13 protein-coding genes are annotated in these 18,384 nt (G+C 64.4%); 7 read left to right on the top strand and 6 right to left on the bottom strand.

Annotated elements, in window-relative coordinates; all coding sequences use genetic code 11:
• The first annotated feature begins 83 nt into the window (after positions 1–83).
• The 4 genes from norR (at position 84) to betI (ending at position 5,497) form a co-directional block, all read left to right on the top strand.
• Complete coding sequence (norR, locus tag ACODS4_RS18090; protein ID WP_488866115.1) at positions 84–1,646, top strand: nitric oxide reductase transcriptional regulator NorR; 1,563 nt, start codon at positions 84–86, stop codon at positions 1,644–1,646.
• An 80-nt stretch (positions 1,647–1,726) separates the two neighbouring features.
• Positions 1,727–2,062: a GIY-YIG nuclease family protein gene (locus ACODS4_RS18085; protein ID WP_488866113.1), complete on the top strand. Its 336-nt coding sequence runs from the start codon at positions 1,727–1,729 to the stop codon at positions 2,060–2,062.
• Positions 2,063–2,509: 447 nt separating this feature from the next.
• Positions 2,510–4,684: a methyl-accepting chemotaxis protein gene (locus ACODS4_RS18080; RefSeq protein WP_488866111.1), complete on the top strand. Its 2,175-nt coding sequence runs from the start codon at positions 2,510–2,512 to the stop codon at positions 4,682–4,684.
• 237 nt (positions 4,685–4,921) lie between these two features.
• A complete protein-coding gene (gene betI, locus ACODS4_RS18075; RefSeq protein ID WP_488866109.1) occupies positions 4,922–5,497 on the top strand; it encodes a transcriptional regulator BetI in 576 nt (191 codons plus the stop codon).
• A gap of 25 nt (positions 5,498–5,522) precedes the next feature.
• Here betI and ACODS4_RS18070 read toward each other — a convergent pair whose 3' ends face one another.
• From ACODS4_RS18070 to ACODS4_RS18060, 3 genes are all read right to left on the bottom strand, one after another.
• Positions 5,523–6,407, bottom strand: coding sequence for an ABC transporter permease (locus ACODS4_RS18070; RefSeq protein ID WP_488866107.1), 885 nt, complete (start codon positions 6,405–6,407; stop codon positions 5,523–5,525).
• Positions 6,400–7,650 carry a quaternary amine ABC transporter ATP-binding protein gene (locus tag ACODS4_RS18065; RefSeq protein ID WP_488866106.1) on the bottom strand — a complete coding sequence of 417 codons (1,251 nt, stop codon included), beginning with the start codon at positions 7,648–7,650 and terminating at the stop codon, positions 6,400–6,402. The genes ACODS4_RS18070 and ACODS4_RS18065 overlap by 8 nt, the downstream gene beginning before the upstream one ends.
• 376 nt (positions 7,651–8,026) lie before the next feature.
• Positions 8,027–9,022, bottom strand: coding sequence for an adenosine kinase (locus ACODS4_RS18060; RefSeq protein ID WP_488866104.1), 996 nt, complete (start codon positions 9,020–9,022; stop codon positions 8,027–8,029).
• Between the two features lie 332 nt (positions 9,023–9,354).
• On the opposite strand from ACODS4_RS18060, the gene ACODS4_RS18055 reads away from it, so the two are divergent.
• Together ACODS4_RS18055 and ACODS4_RS18050 are read left to right on the top strand one after the other, a co-directional pair.
• Positions 9,355–11,934: a bifunctional diguanylate cyclase/phosphodiesterase gene (locus ACODS4_RS18055; protein WP_488866102.1), complete on the top strand. Its 2,580-nt coding sequence runs from the start codon at positions 9,355–9,357 to the stop codon at positions 11,932–11,934.
• A 125-nt stretch (positions 11,935–12,059) separates the two neighbouring features.
• Positions 12,060–13,253, top strand: coding sequence for an alpha-hydroxy acid oxidase (locus ACODS4_RS18050; RefSeq protein ID WP_488866100.1), 1,194 nt, complete (start codon positions 12,060–12,062; stop codon positions 13,251–13,253).
• 33 nt (positions 13,254–13,286) lie between these two features.
• Here ACODS4_RS18050 and ACODS4_RS18045 read toward each other — a convergent pair whose 3' ends face one another.
• Positions 13,287–14,267 carry a LysR family transcriptional regulator gene (locus tag ACODS4_RS18045; RefSeq protein ID WP_488866098.1) on the bottom strand — a complete coding sequence of 327 codons (981 nt, stop codon included), beginning with the start codon at positions 14,265–14,267 and terminating at the stop codon, positions 13,287–13,289.
• 346 nt (positions 14,268–14,613) lie between these two features.
• Between ACODS4_RS18045 and ACODS4_RS18040 the strand changes: the two genes are divergently transcribed.
• Positions 14,614–15,255 carry a hypothetical protein gene (locus ACODS4_RS18040; RefSeq protein ID WP_488866096.1) on the top strand — a complete coding sequence of 214 codons (642 nt, stop codon included), beginning with the start codon at positions 14,614–14,616 and terminating at the stop codon, positions 15,253–15,255.
• A gap of 3 nt (positions 15,256–15,258) precedes the next feature.
• Here the strand turns inward: ACODS4_RS18040 and ACODS4_RS18035 are convergent, their stop codons facing one another.
• Both ACODS4_RS18035 and ACODS4_RS18030 read right to left on the bottom strand, forming a co-directional pair.
• A complete protein-coding gene (locus tag ACODS4_RS18035) occupies positions 15,259–16,869 on the bottom strand; it encodes a cyclic peptide export ABC transporter (RefSeq protein ID WP_488866094.1) in 1,611 nt (536 codons plus the stop codon).
• Entirely contained in the window at positions 16,866–18,371 is a 1,506-nt protein-coding gene (locus ACODS4_RS18030) for a PepSY-associated TM helix domain-containing protein (protein WP_488866092.1), read from the bottom strand. Before ACODS4_RS18030 ends, ACODS4_RS18035 begins: the two co-directional genes overlap by 4 nt.
• Between the last annotated feature and the right edge of the window lie 13 nt (positions 18,372–18,384).

Raw genomic sequence — 18,384 nt, 5'->3', positions numbered from 1 at the left:
CCCTGTGCCAGAGCGTCGGGCGCGGGTTTCCGCGCCGCGTCAGCGGGCTGTTGTCAGACGGACCGACTGGGGTATGATGTCGAATGGACAACATGGATGTCTTTTCGACACTCTCCTTCGTTCCCGACGAGGTCGCCGGGCTGCTGGACCGGCTCGATAGCCCGGATCGGCTGTGGCCGACGCTGTTGGAGCTGGTCGCCCGACGCCTGCCCTGCGACGCTTGCGCGGTGTTGCGCTTGGACGGCGATCGGCTGGTTCCGCTGGCCACGCGGGGCCTCAGTCCCGACACGCTGGGCCGCCGCTTTCGCCTGGACGAGCACCCGCGCTTGCGCGCCATCGTCGAATCCGGCGCGCCGCTGACGCGCTTTCCCGCCGATTGCCCCCTGCCCGACCCTTACGATGGGCTGATTCCCGACCGGCTCGACCGGCTGCACGTCCATGATTGCGTTGGCGCGCCATTGAGGGGATCAGGTGGGGATGTGGTGCGGGGGGTGTTGACGTTGGACGCGCTGCATCCCGGACGGTTTGACGGGCTGGACGACGCCATCGCCAGTCTGGCCCGATTGACGGCGGCGTTGGCCGAGGCGATGGAGCGGCGGGCGCAATTGGCGGAGCCGTCGCGCGCCTTCGACGAGCGGCCCGATCCGGCGCATGAGCTGGTTGGCGAAGGCCCGGCGATGGCCGCGCTGTTGCGGGAAATCGACGCGGTGGCCGACAGCGATCTGGTGGTGCTGGTGCTGGGCGAAACCGGCGTCGGCAAGGAGCTGGTGGCGCGCCGCCTGCACGCCCGATCGCGTCGGGCGCGCGGCCCGCTGGTGCATGTCAATTGCGCGGCTCTGCCTGACGCGCTGGTGGAAAGCGAGCTGTTCGGCCATGTGCGCGGGGCCTTTTCCGGCGCGGTGGCCGACCGGCGCGGCAAGTTCGAGCTGGCCGACGGCGGCACCCTGTTTTTGGACGAGGTTGGGGAACTGCCCCTGGCGGTTCAGGCCAAGATGCTGCGCGCCTTGCAGAATGGCGAGATCCAGCGGGTGGGATCCGACCGCCATCTGACCGTGAACGTCCGCGTCATCGCCGCGACCAACCGCGATCTGGCGCGCGAGGTGGCGGAGGGGCGTTTCCGCGCCGACGTCTACCACCGGCTCAGCGTTTACCCGCTGCCGGTGCCGCCGCTGCGCCAGCGCGGAACCGAGGCGTTGCGGCTGGCCGGGCTGTTCCTGGACCGCAACCGGGCGCGGCTGGGTTTGCGCAATTTGCGCCTGTCGTCGGACGCGGAGCGGCGGTTGCTGTCCTACCCCTGGCCGGGCAATGTGCGGGAGTTGGAGCACGCCATTGGCCGGGGGGCCATCCGCGCCCGCGCCGCTCGCGCCGCCGAGGGCGGGGTGCTGACGCTGAACGCCGCCGATCTGGGGCTGACGGACGTCGATGGGCCGGTCAGTCCGACGACGCCCTCTGTTGTTCCGGCGGTCGAGCCGCCGTTTGCCGCTGACCTGCCTTTGCGCGAAGCGGTGGAGGATCTGCAACGCCGGATGATCCGCGAGCATCTGGCCCGTCATGATGGGAATTGGGCCAAAGCGGCGCGCAGCCTGGGGGTGGACCGCAGCAACCTGTTCCGGTTGGCCGGACGGTTGGGGCTGCGGGAGGGCTGATTTCACCCGGATAATATCTTGCGCTTCCACTTCATCCGGGTATATTGCCGCCGCAACCAAGAACCCGGCGGAGAGCAGTGGTGAAGAGCGCGGACAAAAAGGCGGCGGTCGCCGCCTACAAGGAACGGAAATCGGTGGCGGGGATCTACGCGGTGCGCTGCGCGCCGTCGGGTCAATTGTGGGTCGGGCAAGCGCCCAATGTGGACACGGTGCAAAACCGCCTGTGGTTTTCGCTGCGCACCGGCGGCGACCCGCACCGCGACGTGCAACAGGCCTGGACCACCCACGGCCCCGACGGCTTCACCTTTGAAACGCTGGAACGCTTGGCGGACGAGGAATTGCCCTACGCCCGCCAAGCCCAAGTGAAAGCCCGCTTGGCCCATTGGCGGGCGACGCTGAAAGCCGGGGCAATTTGACGCGGCGGGGGAGACGAAGCCCTCTCCCCTCTGCCGGGCAAGACCCGCGCGCCTTGTGGGGCGGCGGCGCTGCGCATCATTTTTTGCAAAACAACACAAACGCTCAACCCCCGGCATCTCCTTCTGGCAAAGTTGTTGAGAAACATTTTGCGATATCAGCAACAAAACAGCATATCATTCATTGCTTCAATACAAAGAATGATTTGAATATTGACCATGAAATTTTTATTGGTCTTTCGTCTAATCGTTTGATGTGAATCAAGAAGGCACTCTCATTGAAGAGGCACACTCTGACATGCCTTCCTTGCGACATGATGGATGGCGAAAACGGCTTCGCGCAGAGATGAAGAGTTTTCCGACTCTTGCTTGATCTCCTATGGGGCCGTCATTCGCCATGTTCTTCGTCACGCGCTGCACGGCATGATGACTTTGGGGGATGCGATGCGGATGAAATCGATACAAAACAAAATCGCGGCTTTGGCGGGCGCCTGCTTGGCCGGAACCGTGATGACTCTCGTCGCGTTCGGCGTGGCGTCCACCCGAACGACGAACAGTTATGTCGGCGACAGCGTTTCGGGCATTCTCGACAAGACGACGCAGGAGTCGCTTCAGAATCTCGCCGCGTCGCAAGCCGGGCTGATCCGTTCGGAGTTTGAAACGGCGCTGAACGCCGCCCGCACCATGGCCCACAGCTTCGCCACCATGGCCGACGGGATGAATCCCGGTCATGTCCCCGTGGAACGGCGCCGCGAAGCGCTCAACGGCGTTCTGCTCAACGTGCTGCGCAACAACCCGCTGTTCAACGGCACCTATTCGGCGTGGGAACCGGACGCGCTCGACGCCGCCGACAATGAGTTCCGCAACCGGCGCGACACCGGGACCGACGCGACCGGGCGCTTCATCCCCTATTGGAACCGCGATGAATCGGGCCGCGTCGCCATGCAGCCCTTGGTGGAGTATGACAGCCGCGCCCTGCACCCCAACGGCGTGATGAAGGGCGGCTGGTACATCGGGCCGCAGGAAACCGGCAAGGAAAGCGTGCTCGACCCCTTGCCCTACATCGTGCAGGGCAAGCAGGTGTTCCTCGCCACCCTGTCGGTTCCCATCGTCGTGGGCGGCAAGTTCGTCGGCGTCGCCGGGTCCGACTTCAACCTCGACTTCGTTCAGCAATTGGCGACCAAGGTCAGCAAAGCGGTCTATGACGGGCGCAGCGAGGTCGTCATCATCAGCAACATGGGCCTGATCGTCGCCCACAGCGCCCGCCCGGCGAGCGTCGGTCAGCCGCTCGCCACCATCGATCCGTCCTGGCGGGAGGATCTGGCCATCGTGCAGGGCGGCAAGCCCCAGGTCGATGTGCAGACCGGAACCAACCTGCTGCGGAGCTTCGCGCCGATTCCGTTGGGGGCCACCGGAAAGCCGTGGGCGGTGTTGATTCAGGTGCCGCGCGACGTCGTTCTCGCCGATGGCCTGGCCCTGTCCGCGTCGTTGAACGAGCGGGCCAACAGCAGCGTGCTGTGGCAGGTCGCCGTCGGCGTCCTGGTCGTGTCGTTGGCGGTCGGCGCGATGTGGATGATGGCGCGCGGGATCGCCCGTCCGATCCGGGCCAGCGTCCGCTTCGCCGAAGGGATCGCCGCCGGTCAGTTCGACCAGACGCTGGACATCCGGCAGGAGGATGAAATCGGCGTGCTCGCCGACGCGCTGCGCAAGATGCTGGACGATCTTCAGCGTATGATCGCCCAGCGCGCCGCCGATCAAGCGCGGATGGAGGCGGACCGGCGCGCGGCGATGCTGCGGCTCGCCGACGATCTGGAGGCGCGGGTGGGCAACGTGGTCGAAACGGTCGACTCCGCCGCCCGGACGATGAACGGCACGGCTCAGGCGATGGCGGCGACCGCCAGCCAGACCACGCAGCAGGCGGGCGTCGTGGCCGCCGCGTCGGACGAGGCCAACGTCAATGTGCAGACCGTCGCGGCGGCGACCGAAGAATTGTCGGGGTCGATCCGCGAAATTGGCCAGCAGGTCAACCGTTCGGCCAGCGTCGCCCGCGAGGCGGTGGCCGCCGCCCAGCAGGCGAATGGCCGGGTTCTGGGGCTGACCGAGGCGGCTGTCAAGATCGGCGCCGTGGTCCAGTTGATCCAAGACATCGCCAGCCAGACCAATTTGCTGGCGCTGAACGCCACCATCGAGGCGGCGCGCGCGGGCGAGGCGGGCAAGGGCTTCGCCGTCGTCGCCGGGGAGGTGAAGAACCTCGCCACCCAGACGGCCAAAGCCACCGAGGAAATCGCCGGGCAAGTCAGCGACATGCAGCGGGTGACGAGCGAAACGGCGGCGGTGATTAAGGAGGTCGGCGTCATCATCGCGCAGATTGACGACATTTCGACCAGCATCGCGGCGGCGGTGGAGCAGCAGGGCGCGGCGACGGTTGAGATCGCCCGCAACGTCCAGCAGGCGGCCACCGGCACCCGCGAGGTGTCGTCCACCATCACCGACGTGCGGCACGCCGCCGAGAAGGCGGGGCAATCGGCGGGCGAGGTGTTGACGGTGTCCACGCAGCTTTCCGGCGAATCCACCCGGCTGCGCAGCGTCGTGGACGCCGCCCTGTCCCAGATCCGCGCGGCCTGACAGGCGCGGCGATTTCCCAATGGCCCCCGGCGTCAGAGTTTTTGCGCCTGGGGCCAAACAGGGAGAATGGTGTGCGCCGCTTTGGATGACGACAGGCGGTGAGGGGGGCCACAAGGGTCAGCCGGGTGATTTCGCCATCGACGGCCCGGTGAAAAAAGCGCATCTCTTGGCGACAAAACCAAAGTCGCGGGGGTACGGTTGTTCGCAGCCCCGCAAGCCGTCACGCAAGGTTGGTGAATGCCCAAAGTTGGAATGGAACCCATCCGTCGCCGTCAGTTGATCGACGCCACCATCGCGTCGATGGGGGAACGCGGGCTGGCGGACACCACGGTTCAGACGATCAGCCGGGGGGCGGGCGTGTCGCCCGGCATCATCCACCATTATTTCGGCGGCAAGGACGAACTGCTGGCGGCGACGATGCGCAGCATGTTGGAGCAACTGCGCGCCGACGTGACCGAACGTCTGGCCGCCGCCGATTCGCCGCGCGCCCGGCTGGAGGCGATCATCGACAGCAATTTCGCCGCCGGCCAATTTGATCCGCGCGTGGTGTCGGCTTGGTTGGGCTTTTGGGCGCAGTCCCCGCACAACCCGGCGCTGGCCCGTTTGCAGCGGATCAACGCCCGGCGTCTGCATTCCAATCTGCGCCACAGCCTGCGCGTCTTGCTGCCGTTGGAGCGGGCCGAGCGGGTGGCGAGCGGACTGGCGGCGATGATCGATGGGCTGTGGCTGCGCTCGGCCTTGACCGGGGCGATGGATGGGCGGGAAGCGCGCGCCGTCGCCTTGAGTTATCTCGACGCCGAACTGAACGCCTGAGGCCGGGGCGCGGAGCGGCCTGCGTTCACCGCGCCCCGCCCTTTCCCGCCGCTCGCCCAAAGCTCTGGGTGATGCGGTCGAGCATGATGGCCAGCAACACGACCGACAGGCCGCTTTCGACCCCCAGCCCGATGTCGAGCCGCTGGATGCCCTGAAGCACGACGTTGCCCAAGCCCCCGGCTCCGATCATTGACGCGACCACGATCATCGACAGCGCCATCATCATGGTCTGGTTGACCCCAGCCATGATCGACGGCAGCGCGTTGGGCAACTGCACCTTCAACAGCAATTGACGCTCGCGGCAGCCGAAGGCGCGCCCCGCTTCGACCAGTTCGACCGGCACTTGACGGATGCCCAGCGCGGTCAGGCGCACGGCGGGCGGCATGGCGAAAATGACCGTGGCGATGATGCCCGGCACCCGACCCAAACCAAAGAACATCACCGCCGGAATCAGATAGACGAAGGCGGGCATGGTCTGCATGAAGTCCAACAGGGTCGCCCCCACGCCGTTCGCGACCCGGCTGCGCGCCATCCAGATTCCCAGCGGAATCCCGGCCAGAAGGCTGAGCGTGGTGGAGGACAGCACCAACCCAAGGGTCGAGACCATCGGTTCCCACAGCCCCATGGAGAAGATGGCGGCGAGCGACAGCAGGGTGAACAGGGCGAAGCCCTTGCCGACCCGCCACAGCGCCGCCGCCGTGACGACCGCGCCCAACGCCCAAGGCGGCGTGGTCAACAGCGCCGCGTCGATGGCGCCGCCGAACCCATCGACCACGGCGGCGATGACGTCCAACGTCGGTTGCCCATGGTCCAGGATGAGATTGACCAGCCAGTCGGCCCCGCGTCCGACGCCGCCGTCGAGAAGGGTGTTGAGGAGGGCGCCGAGGAGCGCGGAGAGCCGCTCATCCATGGCGCGGCGCTCCACGATCCAGCGCGCTCAGCAGCGCCGCGCGCGACAGCGCGCCGAGGAACCGGCCCGCGTCGTCCACCACCGGCAGCGGACAGGGGGCCGAGGCCACCCGGAGCAGCAGGCTGTGGAGGGAATCGTCGGCCCGCGCCGGTTCCAGACCGCTCACCACAGTTCCAGAGTCCCGCGACAGCACGCCGAGGAACCGCCCGTCATGGCCCCGGATGTAGCCGTAGCCGACGCCACGCTCGGCCAAGCGGCGCAGAGCCGGGGCCGGGTCGGCCTCTTCGTCCAGCAGAACCGTTCGGTCGTCGCAGCGGGCCAGATCACGGGCGCGCAGCACCCGCGAGGCGTCCACCCCCCGGAAAAAGGCGCGGACATACTCGTCGGCGGGGCTGCGGATGATCTCCGCCGGGGTTCCAATTTGCACGATGCGGCCATCTTCCATCACGGCGATGCGGTCGGCGATGCGCATCGCCTCTTCCGCGTCGTGGGAGATGAAGACGATGGTCCGCGCCTGCGCGCGCTGAAGCCGCAAAAGCTCGTCCTGCATGTCGGCGCGGATCAGTGGGTCGAGCGCCGAAAACGCCTCGTCCATCAGCATGATGGTGGGGTTCTTGGCCAACGCGCGGGCCAACCCGACGCGCTGTTGCATCCCGCCGGACAATTCGCGCGGGTAACGGTCGGCGTAGGCGGACAGGCCGACCTTGTCCAACGCCTGCAAGGCGGCGGCTCGCCGCTCGACCTTGCCCATTCCGGCGATCTCCAGGCCGAAGGCGGCATTGTCCAGGGCGTTGCGGTTGGGCAGCAAGGCGAAGGATTGGAACACCATCGACATGTCGCGGCGCAAAACCTCGACCAGTTCGCCTTTCGACAGCGCCGTCAGATTGCGGCCGTCCAGCCGGATGTCGCCGCCGGATGGTTCAATCAGCCGGTTCAACAACCGGATGATGGTCGACTTGCCCGACCCCGACAACCCCATGATGACGAAGATCTCACCCGCCCGAATGTCGAAGCTGGCGTCCACCACCCCGACATTGACGTTCAGCCGCCGCAGCACCTCCGCCTTGTCAGCCCCGGCCTTGAGCAGGGCGAGGGCTGGACGGGGGTCGTCGGCGAAGATTTTGCACAGATTGCGGATCTCAAGCCGAACGGTGGACCGCGCTTCCACCACCCGCGCGTCTGGTCGCGTTTGCGCCGCGACCGCCGAAGAAAAAGCGGCGGCGGATGGCAAGATCATGGTCATTAAGGATGAGTCCCTGAACGCTGCGGAGGCCTCCCAGAGCGAGAGTCGCCGCAGATTGCCCTGAGACCCCTGGCCGGGTCGATAGTCACGTCGCCTGGAATTGCATTTTGATGACTGGATCGTGACCAAAGGACAACATGCCGCGCTTTGTTTTTTATTGAACGATCAATTAAAAAAACAGACAAACAGTCCCAAATGCCTTTTCAAGAGTCTCCGAGCGGGTTGTCGCTCTCGACAAATGGCGACGGACCATGGTCGCCATCGTCATCAATCTGAAAGCGCGTTTGCACGCCACGCAGGCGGCGCGCCTTTCGGCGCGCGCCTGCCGTCGCGAATGACGTCAGATCCGAAGGGTCAGAACTTTCCGGATCTGGTGTTACAAAACGCCCTTGCCCGCGACCAGATCGCGGAGATTGACCTCGGGCCGCGCGCCGACATGGCTGATGATCTCGCCCGCCGCGATGGCGCCCAGACGACCGCAGACCGCCGGAGACAGATCGCGGGTGAAGCCGAACAGGAAACCGGCGGCGTAGAGATCGCCCGCCCCGGTGGTGTCGACGACGTGGGCGACCGGCTCCGCCGCCACCTCGACCACGCTGTCGCCAGACACGATGACCGCGCCCTTTTCGCTGCGGGTCAGCGCCGCGACCTTGCCCAACCGCTTGACGGCGGCAAGAGCGTCTTCAAAGCGATCAGTTCCGTACAGCGCGCCGATTTCATGCTCGTTGGCGAACAGGATGTCGACATGGTTTTCGACCAAATCCAGGAATTCGGCATGATGGCGGTGGACGCAAAAGCTGTCGGACAGGGACAGCGACACCTTGCGCCCGGCCGCGTGGGCGATGGCGGCGGCCTTGCGGAACGCTTCTTTGGCGCGGGGCGGATCCCACAGATAGCCTTCCAGATAGGTGACTTGCGAGGCGGCGATCAGCTCCTCGTCAATGTCCTCCGGTCCCAGTTCGACGCAGGCGCCGAGGTAGGTGTTCATTGACCGCTGGGCGTCGGGCGTCACCAGGATCAGGCAACGCGCGGTGGACGCGCCGCCAACCAGGGGGGCGGTGTCAAAGCGCACGCCCGAGGCGCGGATGTCGTGGCCAAACACGTCGCCCAATTGGTCTTTGGCGACCTTGCCGATGTAAGCGCCCTTGCCGCCCAGCATGGCGACGCCGGCCATGGTGTTGCCGGCCGATCCACCGGACATTTCAACGCCCGGTCCCATGCGGCCATAGAGGGCTTCGGCACGCGCCGTGTCGATCAGGGTCATGGCCCCTTTTTCAACGGCGTTGGCGGCGAGAAAGGCGTCGTCGGCGTGGGCGATGACGTCCACGATGGCGTTGCCGATGCCGGTGACGTCGAAGGCGGCGGTGGCCATGGGCGCTCCTTACAGGAAATGGGGTCGGTGGCGAATGCGGGCGGGAGTATAGCGGCGGCGACGGCGTTCACAAGGCTGGCGGCGACCGTGACGCGCGCAAATGTTGTGAACAGTCACCTGCTGTGGAATTTTAATTGTTTTCAACAAATTCGAGTGCGCGAAAGCCTCTCGCATCAAAAATTCCAAAGAACTCAGCCGGTTGAAATCAGGGTTAGCCCTGAGTTCGACGATGAACATCCCTTGCTTGACAGGCCCAATCTTGAGAGTGAGGATTTCCGGGCGTCGACACGAGCGCCGATTGCCCAAACAGGTTGGCCCGCCGAGGAGGCGAGATGCTGCAAAGCCGTATCCGGCGTTTGTCCCTGCGAACGGCGATCATGCTGCCTTTCGCCACGCTGATGCTGGTGTCGGTGGCGTTGATGGGCTACGCCGCGCATGTCGGCCATGAGCGGTTGTTGACCGAACAGAGCCAGCGCGTGATTGGCGGTCTGACCGCGCGCACGCATGATGTGCTGTCTCATTTCCTGGATGCTCCCTACGCCATTTTGCGAGTGATGCGGCAGGAGATCCTGTTCGACGATCTGTACACGCCCGGCGACATGACGCGGATCGAAAACAAAATCCGGTCGCTGTACAACGGCGCCTTCATCGATCTCCAGCAAATCAACGTCATCGGGTACGCCACCCGGCAAGGCGAATGGTTTGGCTTGCGCCGGGAAGCCGGGGGCGGTTTCGCCGCCATGGTGCGCGACAAACGCAGCGATTGGGAATTGCGCATCCACGCGGGTGATTCGCTGAACAGCCCGATCATCGCGCGTTATCCTGATTACGATCCGCGCAAACGCCCCTGGTATCAGGATGGACTGGCGAAGAACGCCCCCGCCTGGACATCCATATACAGCAATTACGACGAGAAACAGGAGATCACCATCTCCGCCACAGCGCCGAGTTTGGACGCGGGCGGGGCCGTTCAGGGCATCGTCGTCGCCGATGTGAAGCTTGAGGGGATCAGCCGTTTTCTGAGCGACGCCCCCGATCTGCGGCGTGGGGCGATCTTCATCATCGACGCCGAAGGCCGTCTGGTCGCCCAATCGGGCAACAGCCCGATTCTGGCGTCATCGTCCGACACGGAAAAGGTTGGAGCCCGACTGTTGGCGCGCGACAGCCATCATCCTATGGTCCGGGCGGCGGCGCCCTTTCTGGACGAGGCGACGGACAGCGCGCGGGAAATCACCCGGAATGAAGGGGAGCGCCTGTTCCTAAAGGTTACGCCCTACGCCGACCCTCGTGGTCTGGATTGGCGGATCGCCGTGGTGATGCACGAGAACGACCTGATCGGATCGCTGCGGGGCGAAATCCTGGCCACCTTGTGGGGGGTGATCGGCATCGCCTTGTTGGGGGTTGGGGTTGGTTTGGTGTTGCTGCAACTCATCATCCAACCGATTTTGCGCACCGCTCACGCCGCCAACAGTCTGGCGCGTGGCGAATGGCGGCCTGAGTTGAAGGTGGACGGCGCGCTGAAGGAAACAGCTCTGCTGATCGACGCCTTCAACGACATGTCGGTTCGGTTGAGAAACTCGTTTCAGGAGCTGCGCGACCGCATCGTGCGTGATCCGTTGACAGGTCTGTTGAGCCGATCGGGCCTGTGCGAAACGCTGGCTGAGCGCAGCCGCAACGCTCCTGACGCCGGTGCGGGCGTCGCAACCGTGGTGGCCCTGATCGGGCTGGACGGTTTTCGCGGCATCAACAACAGCATCGGTCATGGCGCGGGCGACGCCTTGTTGTCCAGCGTCGCCAACCGTCTGACCCTCCATTGCCCCAACGACGGGCTTGTCGCGCGGGTGGAGGGGGACGAATTCGCCGTGGCGCTGCGCGGCCCCGTGACGACCGAAACGATGGAGAGCGTCGCGCAATGGGCGTTGGAGTTGTTCGCCGCCCCCTTCCGCGCCGGGGATGACGAGGTGGTGGTCAGCGCCTGCGTCGGCGTGGCGGGCGGCGCGCTGGACAAGCAAGACGACGTTGAGGCGCATCTCCGGCACGCCAGCGTCGCGTTGACCGAGGCCAAACGGCGCGGTCCCCGCGCCGCCAGCGTTTTTGAACCCGCCATGATGAGCAGGTTCATGGAACGCGCCCGGCTGATCGCCGAAATGGCGCCAGCGTTGGCGGGGGGAGAGTTTCGCTTGGTCTATCAGCCGGTGGTTGATCTGGGCCGGGGCGGGCGCGTGGTGGGGGCGGAGGCCCTGTTGCGCTGGCATCACCCGCGATCCGGGTTGATTCCCCCCGATCTGTTCATTCCTTTGGCCGAGGAGTGCGGACAAATCCTGGAGATTGGCGATTGGGTGTTGCGCGCCGCGTGCCGCGACATCGCCAGTCGCCTGCGTCAAGGATGGCCAATTGATTTTGATCTGCACGTCAACGTGTCGGTGCGTCAGCTCATTCAGTCCGGCTTCGTCGAAACGGTTGAAGCCGCGCTGGCCTCTTCCGGGCTGCCCGCCGACAATCTGACTTTGGAAATCACGGAATCGTCGTTGGCCACCGATGGGTTGATCGCCAGCGAAACCCTGACGCTGTTGCAAAAGCTGGGCGTGCGCATCGCCATTGATGATTTTGGCGCCGGCTATTCCTCGCTCTCTTATTTGACCTGTCTGCCTTTCGATGGCTTGAAGATTGACCGTTCTTTCGTCAACGGCATGACCGGGACCGGCCAGGCGCGGATCATCGTCCACTCCATCGTTGGCATCGCCCGCAGTTTCGACGTGCATTTGGTGGCTGAAGGGGTGGAGACGCTTGAACAGGCCGCCGCTCTGCGGGATTTGGGCTGTGAGCGGGCGCAGGGTTATCTGTTTGGCCGCCCCGTTCCTCTGGATGATTGGACCGATCCGGCGCATCGGTCCCAATTGGTCACTGGGTGACGGTTTGCAGACGCATGAGCGGCGGCGCAAGGCTTGGACCGGGGCGGGAAGCGGCTTGACGTTGGCGTATGGTCGATGGCCAAATCAGCGCCCCAACCCGCGCCCCACCATCGGATTCCCCTCCCATGACCTCCGCCTTCTCGCGTCTGGCGAATCCCTTCGCCGCTTCCCCCGTCACCTGCGTTGAGGATTTGCGGCGGCTGGCCAAGCGGCGGGTGCCGCGCATGTTTTATGATTACGCCGATTCCGGCTCCTACACCGAAGGCACCTATCGAGCCAACCAGTCGGATTTCGCCAAGGTGACGCTGCGCCAGCGCGTCGCCGTGGACATGACCAACCGCAGCCTCGCCAGCCAGATGGTCGGGCTGCCGGTGGCCATGCCGGTGGCGCTGGCCCCGACCGGCCTGACCGGAATGCAGCATGGCGACGGCGAGATCCTCGCCGCCCGCGCCGCCGCCAAGGCCGGGGTTCCCTTCACCCTGTCCACCATGAGCATCTGCTCCATTGAGGACGTCGCCGAGAACACCGACAAGCCCTTTTGGTTTCAGCTCTACGTGATGCGCGACCGTGATTTCATCGACCGGCTGATCGACCGGGCCAAGGCGGCGCGCTGTTCGGCGCTGGTGTTGACGCTTGATCTGCAAATTCTCGGGCAGCGGCACAAGGACATCAAGAACGGCCTGTCCACCCCGCCGCGCATGACGTTGCCCAACATCCTGGACATGGCGACCAAGCCGCGCTGGTGCCTGAGCATGTTGAACACCCAGCGGCGGACCTTCCGCAACATCGTTGGTCACGCCAAGGGGGTTGGCGATCTGCGCTCGCTGTCCTCCTGGACCGCCGAGCAGTTCGACCCGACCCTGAGCTGGGACGACGTGCGCAAAATTCGCGACCGTTGGGACGGCAAGCTGATCGTCAAGGGCATTTTGGATCCGGAGGACGCGGTCATGGCGGCGGAGAGCGGGGCCGACGCGCTGATCGTCTCCAACCATGGCGGGCGTCAATTGGACGGGGCCATGTCCTCCATCGCCGCCCTGCCCGCCATCGCCCAGGCGGTCGGCGACCGGATCGAGGTGCTGATGGACGGCGGAATCCGCAGTGGTCAGGACGTCATCAAGGCGCTGGCGCTGGGGGCCAAGGGCGTTTTCATCGGTCGGGCCTTCCTGTACGGATTGGGCGCCGGCGGCGAGGCGGGCGTCACCCAATGCCTGGACATCATCCGCAAGGAACTGGACGTCACCATGGCCATGTGCGGCCTGCGCGACGTGCGGGACGTCACCGGCGCCATTCTGGCCGGAACGCCGAACTTCGCGCCGTAAGCGCAAAGGCGCTTCGCTCCATCCCCGTTCCCGTCACAGCGTTGCGGCGACGCTGGCGATTTTCTCGCGCAGCCAACTGTGGGACGGGGATGCGGAGTGCCGTCGGTGCCAGATCAACGACATTTCATAAGATTCGGATGGGAAGGGCAAGGGGCTGATCGTCAATCCCAAAGGACCAGCGCAGAGGTCGGCCACTTTTCCGGGCAGAGTCGACAGCATCGGCACTTGTGTCAGCATGGTTGGAATCGTCATGAACTGCGTCGTTGACGCGGCGACGCGCCGTTTGGTTCCTAAAGCGTGCAGTTCGTCGTCAACGAAGCTGCTGAATCCTCCACGCATCGACGGCATCAAATGGGGGAAGCGGGTGTAATCCTCCAAACTGATTGGCGGTTCCAGCGGCACCAGGCGCGGGTTGAACAGGCACACAAGATTTTCCGAATAGAGAGCTTGACGGTCGTGCCAACGTCGGATGGTCGGAAAATAACCAATGGCCATGTCCACGCTTCCGTTGTCCATCGCGTCCAACGTGGCTTCTGGATCCAAACTTATGATGGCGATGGCGATTTGTTGACGACTGGCGTCCCATAAAACCGTCGTCAGCAAGATCGGTTGGACGGAATCAAACGCGCTGATGGTGAAGCTTCGCTCCTCGTTTCCGGGTTCAAAGGTCTCTTCCAACGACAGCGCCTGAGCGGCGGCAAGCAGCACGTCGCGCAAGGGTTGGGCCAACCGCTGAGCGCGGGGGCTGGGTTCCATTTGATTGCCGGTCCGCACGAACAACGGATCGCCGACCAGCGATCGCAACCGACTGAGTGAATGACTGACTGCGGATTGACTCACGCCAAGCCGTTCGGCGGCGCGCGAGACGTTGCGGGTTTCCAACAAGGCGTCGAACACCTTGATGAGATTCAGGTCCAACTGAGGGCTATGAATGCTGGTCATAACGTTATGTTTCGCTTCAGCCTTGCTCCAGAGGTCCAACCTTGCATACAGTGAATCGCACAAACCAACCAAACATCTAAAGCAATAGAAAGGAAATTCTGTGCTTCATAGAGACGTATAAAAATCGTTATAGATGAATCCGGCATTAAAATGCAGAAGTTACGTAAAAATAGAGTGGTGCCGTCATAGTTGATTAATAGTTTCATATGCAAATTTTATCACTTATTACTAGTGGTAATTTCTTGTTTTGCAAATACAAAAGTCACGTTGCTTTGCGTTGCAAGGCAAAGAACGTCATCCTCTGCCCATAGACTTCCCATCCCGCGCTTAACGCATGTCCATCACAGCTTTCTTTGAAAGTTATGAAAGCTGTTTGCCGTGCTTGCGTCGTTTTAATTTTTTTGAATGTGGGGCTTCCATGCTGAACACTCTTGCCCAGATCTCTGCGACGCATCTGTCCGATGAAACCGTGCTCGCTCTGCGCGTCGCGTTGCGGCTGCTTCATTTCATAGGGCTTGTTCTTGGCCTTGGCGCGGCGACGTTGCTGGACTTGATGCTGTTCAAACGGCGCAAGGAACCTTTGACCGACGACATGGTCGCGACAGTCGAGATGTTTTCCAAGGTTGTTTTCTTCGGTCTCACGCTTCTCTGGATTTCCGGAGTAGGTTTTCTCCTCCACTACGCTCAATTCGACCCCCAAAAGCTTGCCAATCCAAAAATATTGGCAAAAATTGTGATCGTTTTCATCCTCTCCGTCAATGGTCTGTTCATTCACTCCTTGGTTTTGCCTCATCTTCGGGCAAATATCGGCTGGCCTTGCCTTGCGCAACTCAACCGAGGCCGTCGTTGGTTGTTTTGTTCCATTGGCGCAGTGTCCGCAGTGTCTTGGTACACGCCGCTGCTCCTTGGGGTGGCGCCGCAGTTCAACTTTTCCATGCCAGCCCTGACCATTCTGACTGGCTACGCCATCATTCTGTTGCTGGCCATGCTCGCCGCCATTGCGTCGCTTCTGCCGCAGCCCGCTCCGCAAGATCGGCTCAACATGATCGGCGCGCGGTGAGTTTCAGGGGAGCGCGCAACGCGTCAGAACGCCGGACTCCATCTTGTAAAGAGAATCCGCCCGATGAAAGTAATGATCGTCATGCGTGATCGCGATGATCGTCTTTCCCTGCTCTTTTAAGAATGGGATGATTTCCGTATAAAAGATCCGGCGAAACTCCGGATCCTGGTCGGCGGCCCATTCGTCGAGGATCAGAATTGATTTGTCCTCCAGAATGGCGGCGATCAACGCCAAGCGTTTCCGCTGTCCCTGAGACAACGCGACGGTGCTCCACGCCCCGTTGGACAAGGCGACCTTGCCGTCCAGCGACAGCATCCGCAGCAATCGGCTCGCCACAGCGGGGGTTGGCGGTGATCCTTCGGCGGTCAACGCCTCGGCGAACAGATGGAAATCGCTGAGGATCACCCCAACATGCTGGCGATACCACGCCGTCTGATCGGCGGTGATCTCCCGACCGGCAAAGGTTACGGCCCCCGCTTGCGGCGGATAAAGCCCCGCGACCAGCCGGGCGAAAGTCGATTTTCCCGATCCGTTGCCGCCAATGATGAAGACGATTTCGCCGCGTTCGACGGTCAGATCGACCGGCCCGAAGGCGAAACCGGCATCCTCGCCGCGCGGCGGATAATGATAGGACAGCCCGCGCAACTCCAACCGCGACCAGTCGGCGGCGGGCGGCGGCGGGGCGACGTCCTCCCCCGTTTCGGCCAGGGCCAGCGACCCCACCGTCTGGACGGCGATGTTTCCGGCGATCCAATGCGGCAGGGAGCCAATCAGCCCGGCCAGCGGCGCGCGGATGAACAGCACCATGGTGGCGGCGGCGGTCGCCTGCTCGACCGTGCCGATCCCCAGCCCCTGTTTGAGGATGAGAACCGCCAGGATGGTCAGAAGGACGGCGCTGTTGACGAGGTTGGCGGTCAACACCCCGAACAGGTCGGCGGTCGCCTCTTGCTTGCGGGCCTCGGCGGCGGCGGGGCGCAGACCGTCGCGCAGAAAGGCCAGCCGCCGCGCCCGGCTCAACCGCAACTCGTTTCGCCCCCGGATCAAGGCGTCGAACGCCTCATGGATCCGGTCGTCGGCCAGGCGGGCCAGCCGCTTGTGCCGCTTGGCGCGCCCACCCAGCGCGCGCGCCACGACGACGACCAGCCCCGTCACCACCGCCAGCGCCAGCGCGTAGACCGGCGACAGCCAGACCAGATAGCCATAGCCGCTGACCAGCACGCTGCCGCCGAACATGACGAACGGCAGGCTGTTGAAGGCTTGGCTGATCGCCGCCACATCCTTGGTCAGCGTCGCCAGAATGCGCGGGCCGCCGATCCGGTCGATGGTCTCGACGTCGGTGGCCATCAGCCGCTCGACCAAATTGAGGCGGAGGTCCTGCACGATGTCGTGGCCTGCGCCAATAATCAGCGATTGCGACGCCAACCCCAGCCCGAACAGCGCGGCGATCAACGCCAGCCCAGCCCCCGCCGTCGTCCACAAATGGAGCGAAGGCGTGGCGAGGGCGTGATTGAACAGGGCCACCGCGCTGATTCCGGCGATGGCCGCGCCCAGATTCAAAACGCCGCCCAGCGCCACGCGCCGCCAGCGCCCCTTCAGAATGGACAGCAGCGTCACGCGCGTTCTCCCGCCAAGGCCCCGACGGACGCCGGGCGCCGGCGCCAAGCGACGGCGAACAGCCAGCCCGCGAACAGCCAAGCGGTGGCGTCCACCACCATCACCGGCGCGCATCCCAACCATGGCGCCGACGGAAACAGCGCCAAACGCAGCAGCGGCAACCCGGCGTAGGCGACCGCCAGCACCGGCAGCGCGACCCGCGACAGGGCGGGCCGCAGCCGATCCAGCGCGGGCGAAAGATGGAGCAGGATGGCCGCCGCCGCGACCGACCACGCCAACCACGGCCGCGTCGCGCCGCTCACCAGATTGTCGGTCAGCAGGACCAGCGGCAGCAGGACATACAGCGCGTTGTTGGCGGCGAACAGCCGCGACGACCAGGGAATCCGCCCGTCCCGCCCCGGCGCGCCGCGCAGCCACAGCAGCTTCATCCCGGAATCGACGACCCACAGACACAGAACGCCAAGCAGGCAATAGACCAGCGCCGTCGTGGTTCCGCCAAAGCGGGCGTAGTGCAGCGGGCGCAGGGCGCTTTCCACCACCCCGGCCCAACCGCCGTCGCGGGCGTCGCGCGCCGGGCCAAGCGCGCCGTCGGACAGGGAGCAATCGGCGCGCAGGCTGCCAGCCCCCTCCCCCGCCCAGGTCAGGCGGCCATGGGGGACGCCTTCGACCATCAGCCGGTCGCCCTGGCGCTGGATGCGCCCGACGCGCGCGTCGGGAAAGCGCTCGGCGAAACGGTCCAGGCAACGGGCGAAACCAGCGGGCACGCCGCCCGCCGCGTCCGCCGAGGCTTTGCCCGGCTCGTCGTCGCTCATCAGGGCGCGCAGGGCGGCGGGGTTTCCCCCCGTCTGCAACACGGCGTCCAGCGGCAGGCTGGCCACCTTCAACCCCAGAATTCCGCCGGTCAGCCCCATGACGAACAGATAGGGGATCAACCAGAAACCAAAACGCTTGTGCGCGTCGCTCAAATCAAGCAGCCGGGACCGGCGGCGCCAGCTCCAGGCCTCGCGGATCAGCTTGCCATGGATGAACAGGCCGGTGCCGACCAGCAGAACGATCAAAATCCCGGCCAACCCCATCAGGAACCGGCCATAGGGTTTGGGCAGCAACAAATCGGTGTGCAGCCGCCGGAACAGCGTGTCGGTCAGCACGCCGTTCCACGGAACCATCACGTCGGCGCCCGGATTGACCACCAGATTGGTCAGCGGCGCCGTCTCGCCAAAACGGCCGGAAAAGATGAAGAAGGGCCGCAACGGGTTGGGCGCCATCATCGTCCATTGCGCCCCCACCGCGTGGCGGTCGGCGACGTGACGCAGGCTGTCCACCGCGTCGGGCGGCGGTTGCGTCACCGCCACCGCCAGCGCGGGCGTCATCCAAGGCCGGACGAAATCGGCGTAAAAGGCGAGGATTCCCGTCCACAAGGACCAGGAAATCAGCAGGCAGAACACCAGGCTGATGACCCGATGGATCGCCAGCAGACGGTTGGACGCGGCCTGACTCAGCATGGGATTCTCCGCA

The organism is Azospirillum sp. FG154 (assembly GCF_057809575.1).
This window is presented reverse-complemented; position numbering and strand designations above follow the sequence as displayed.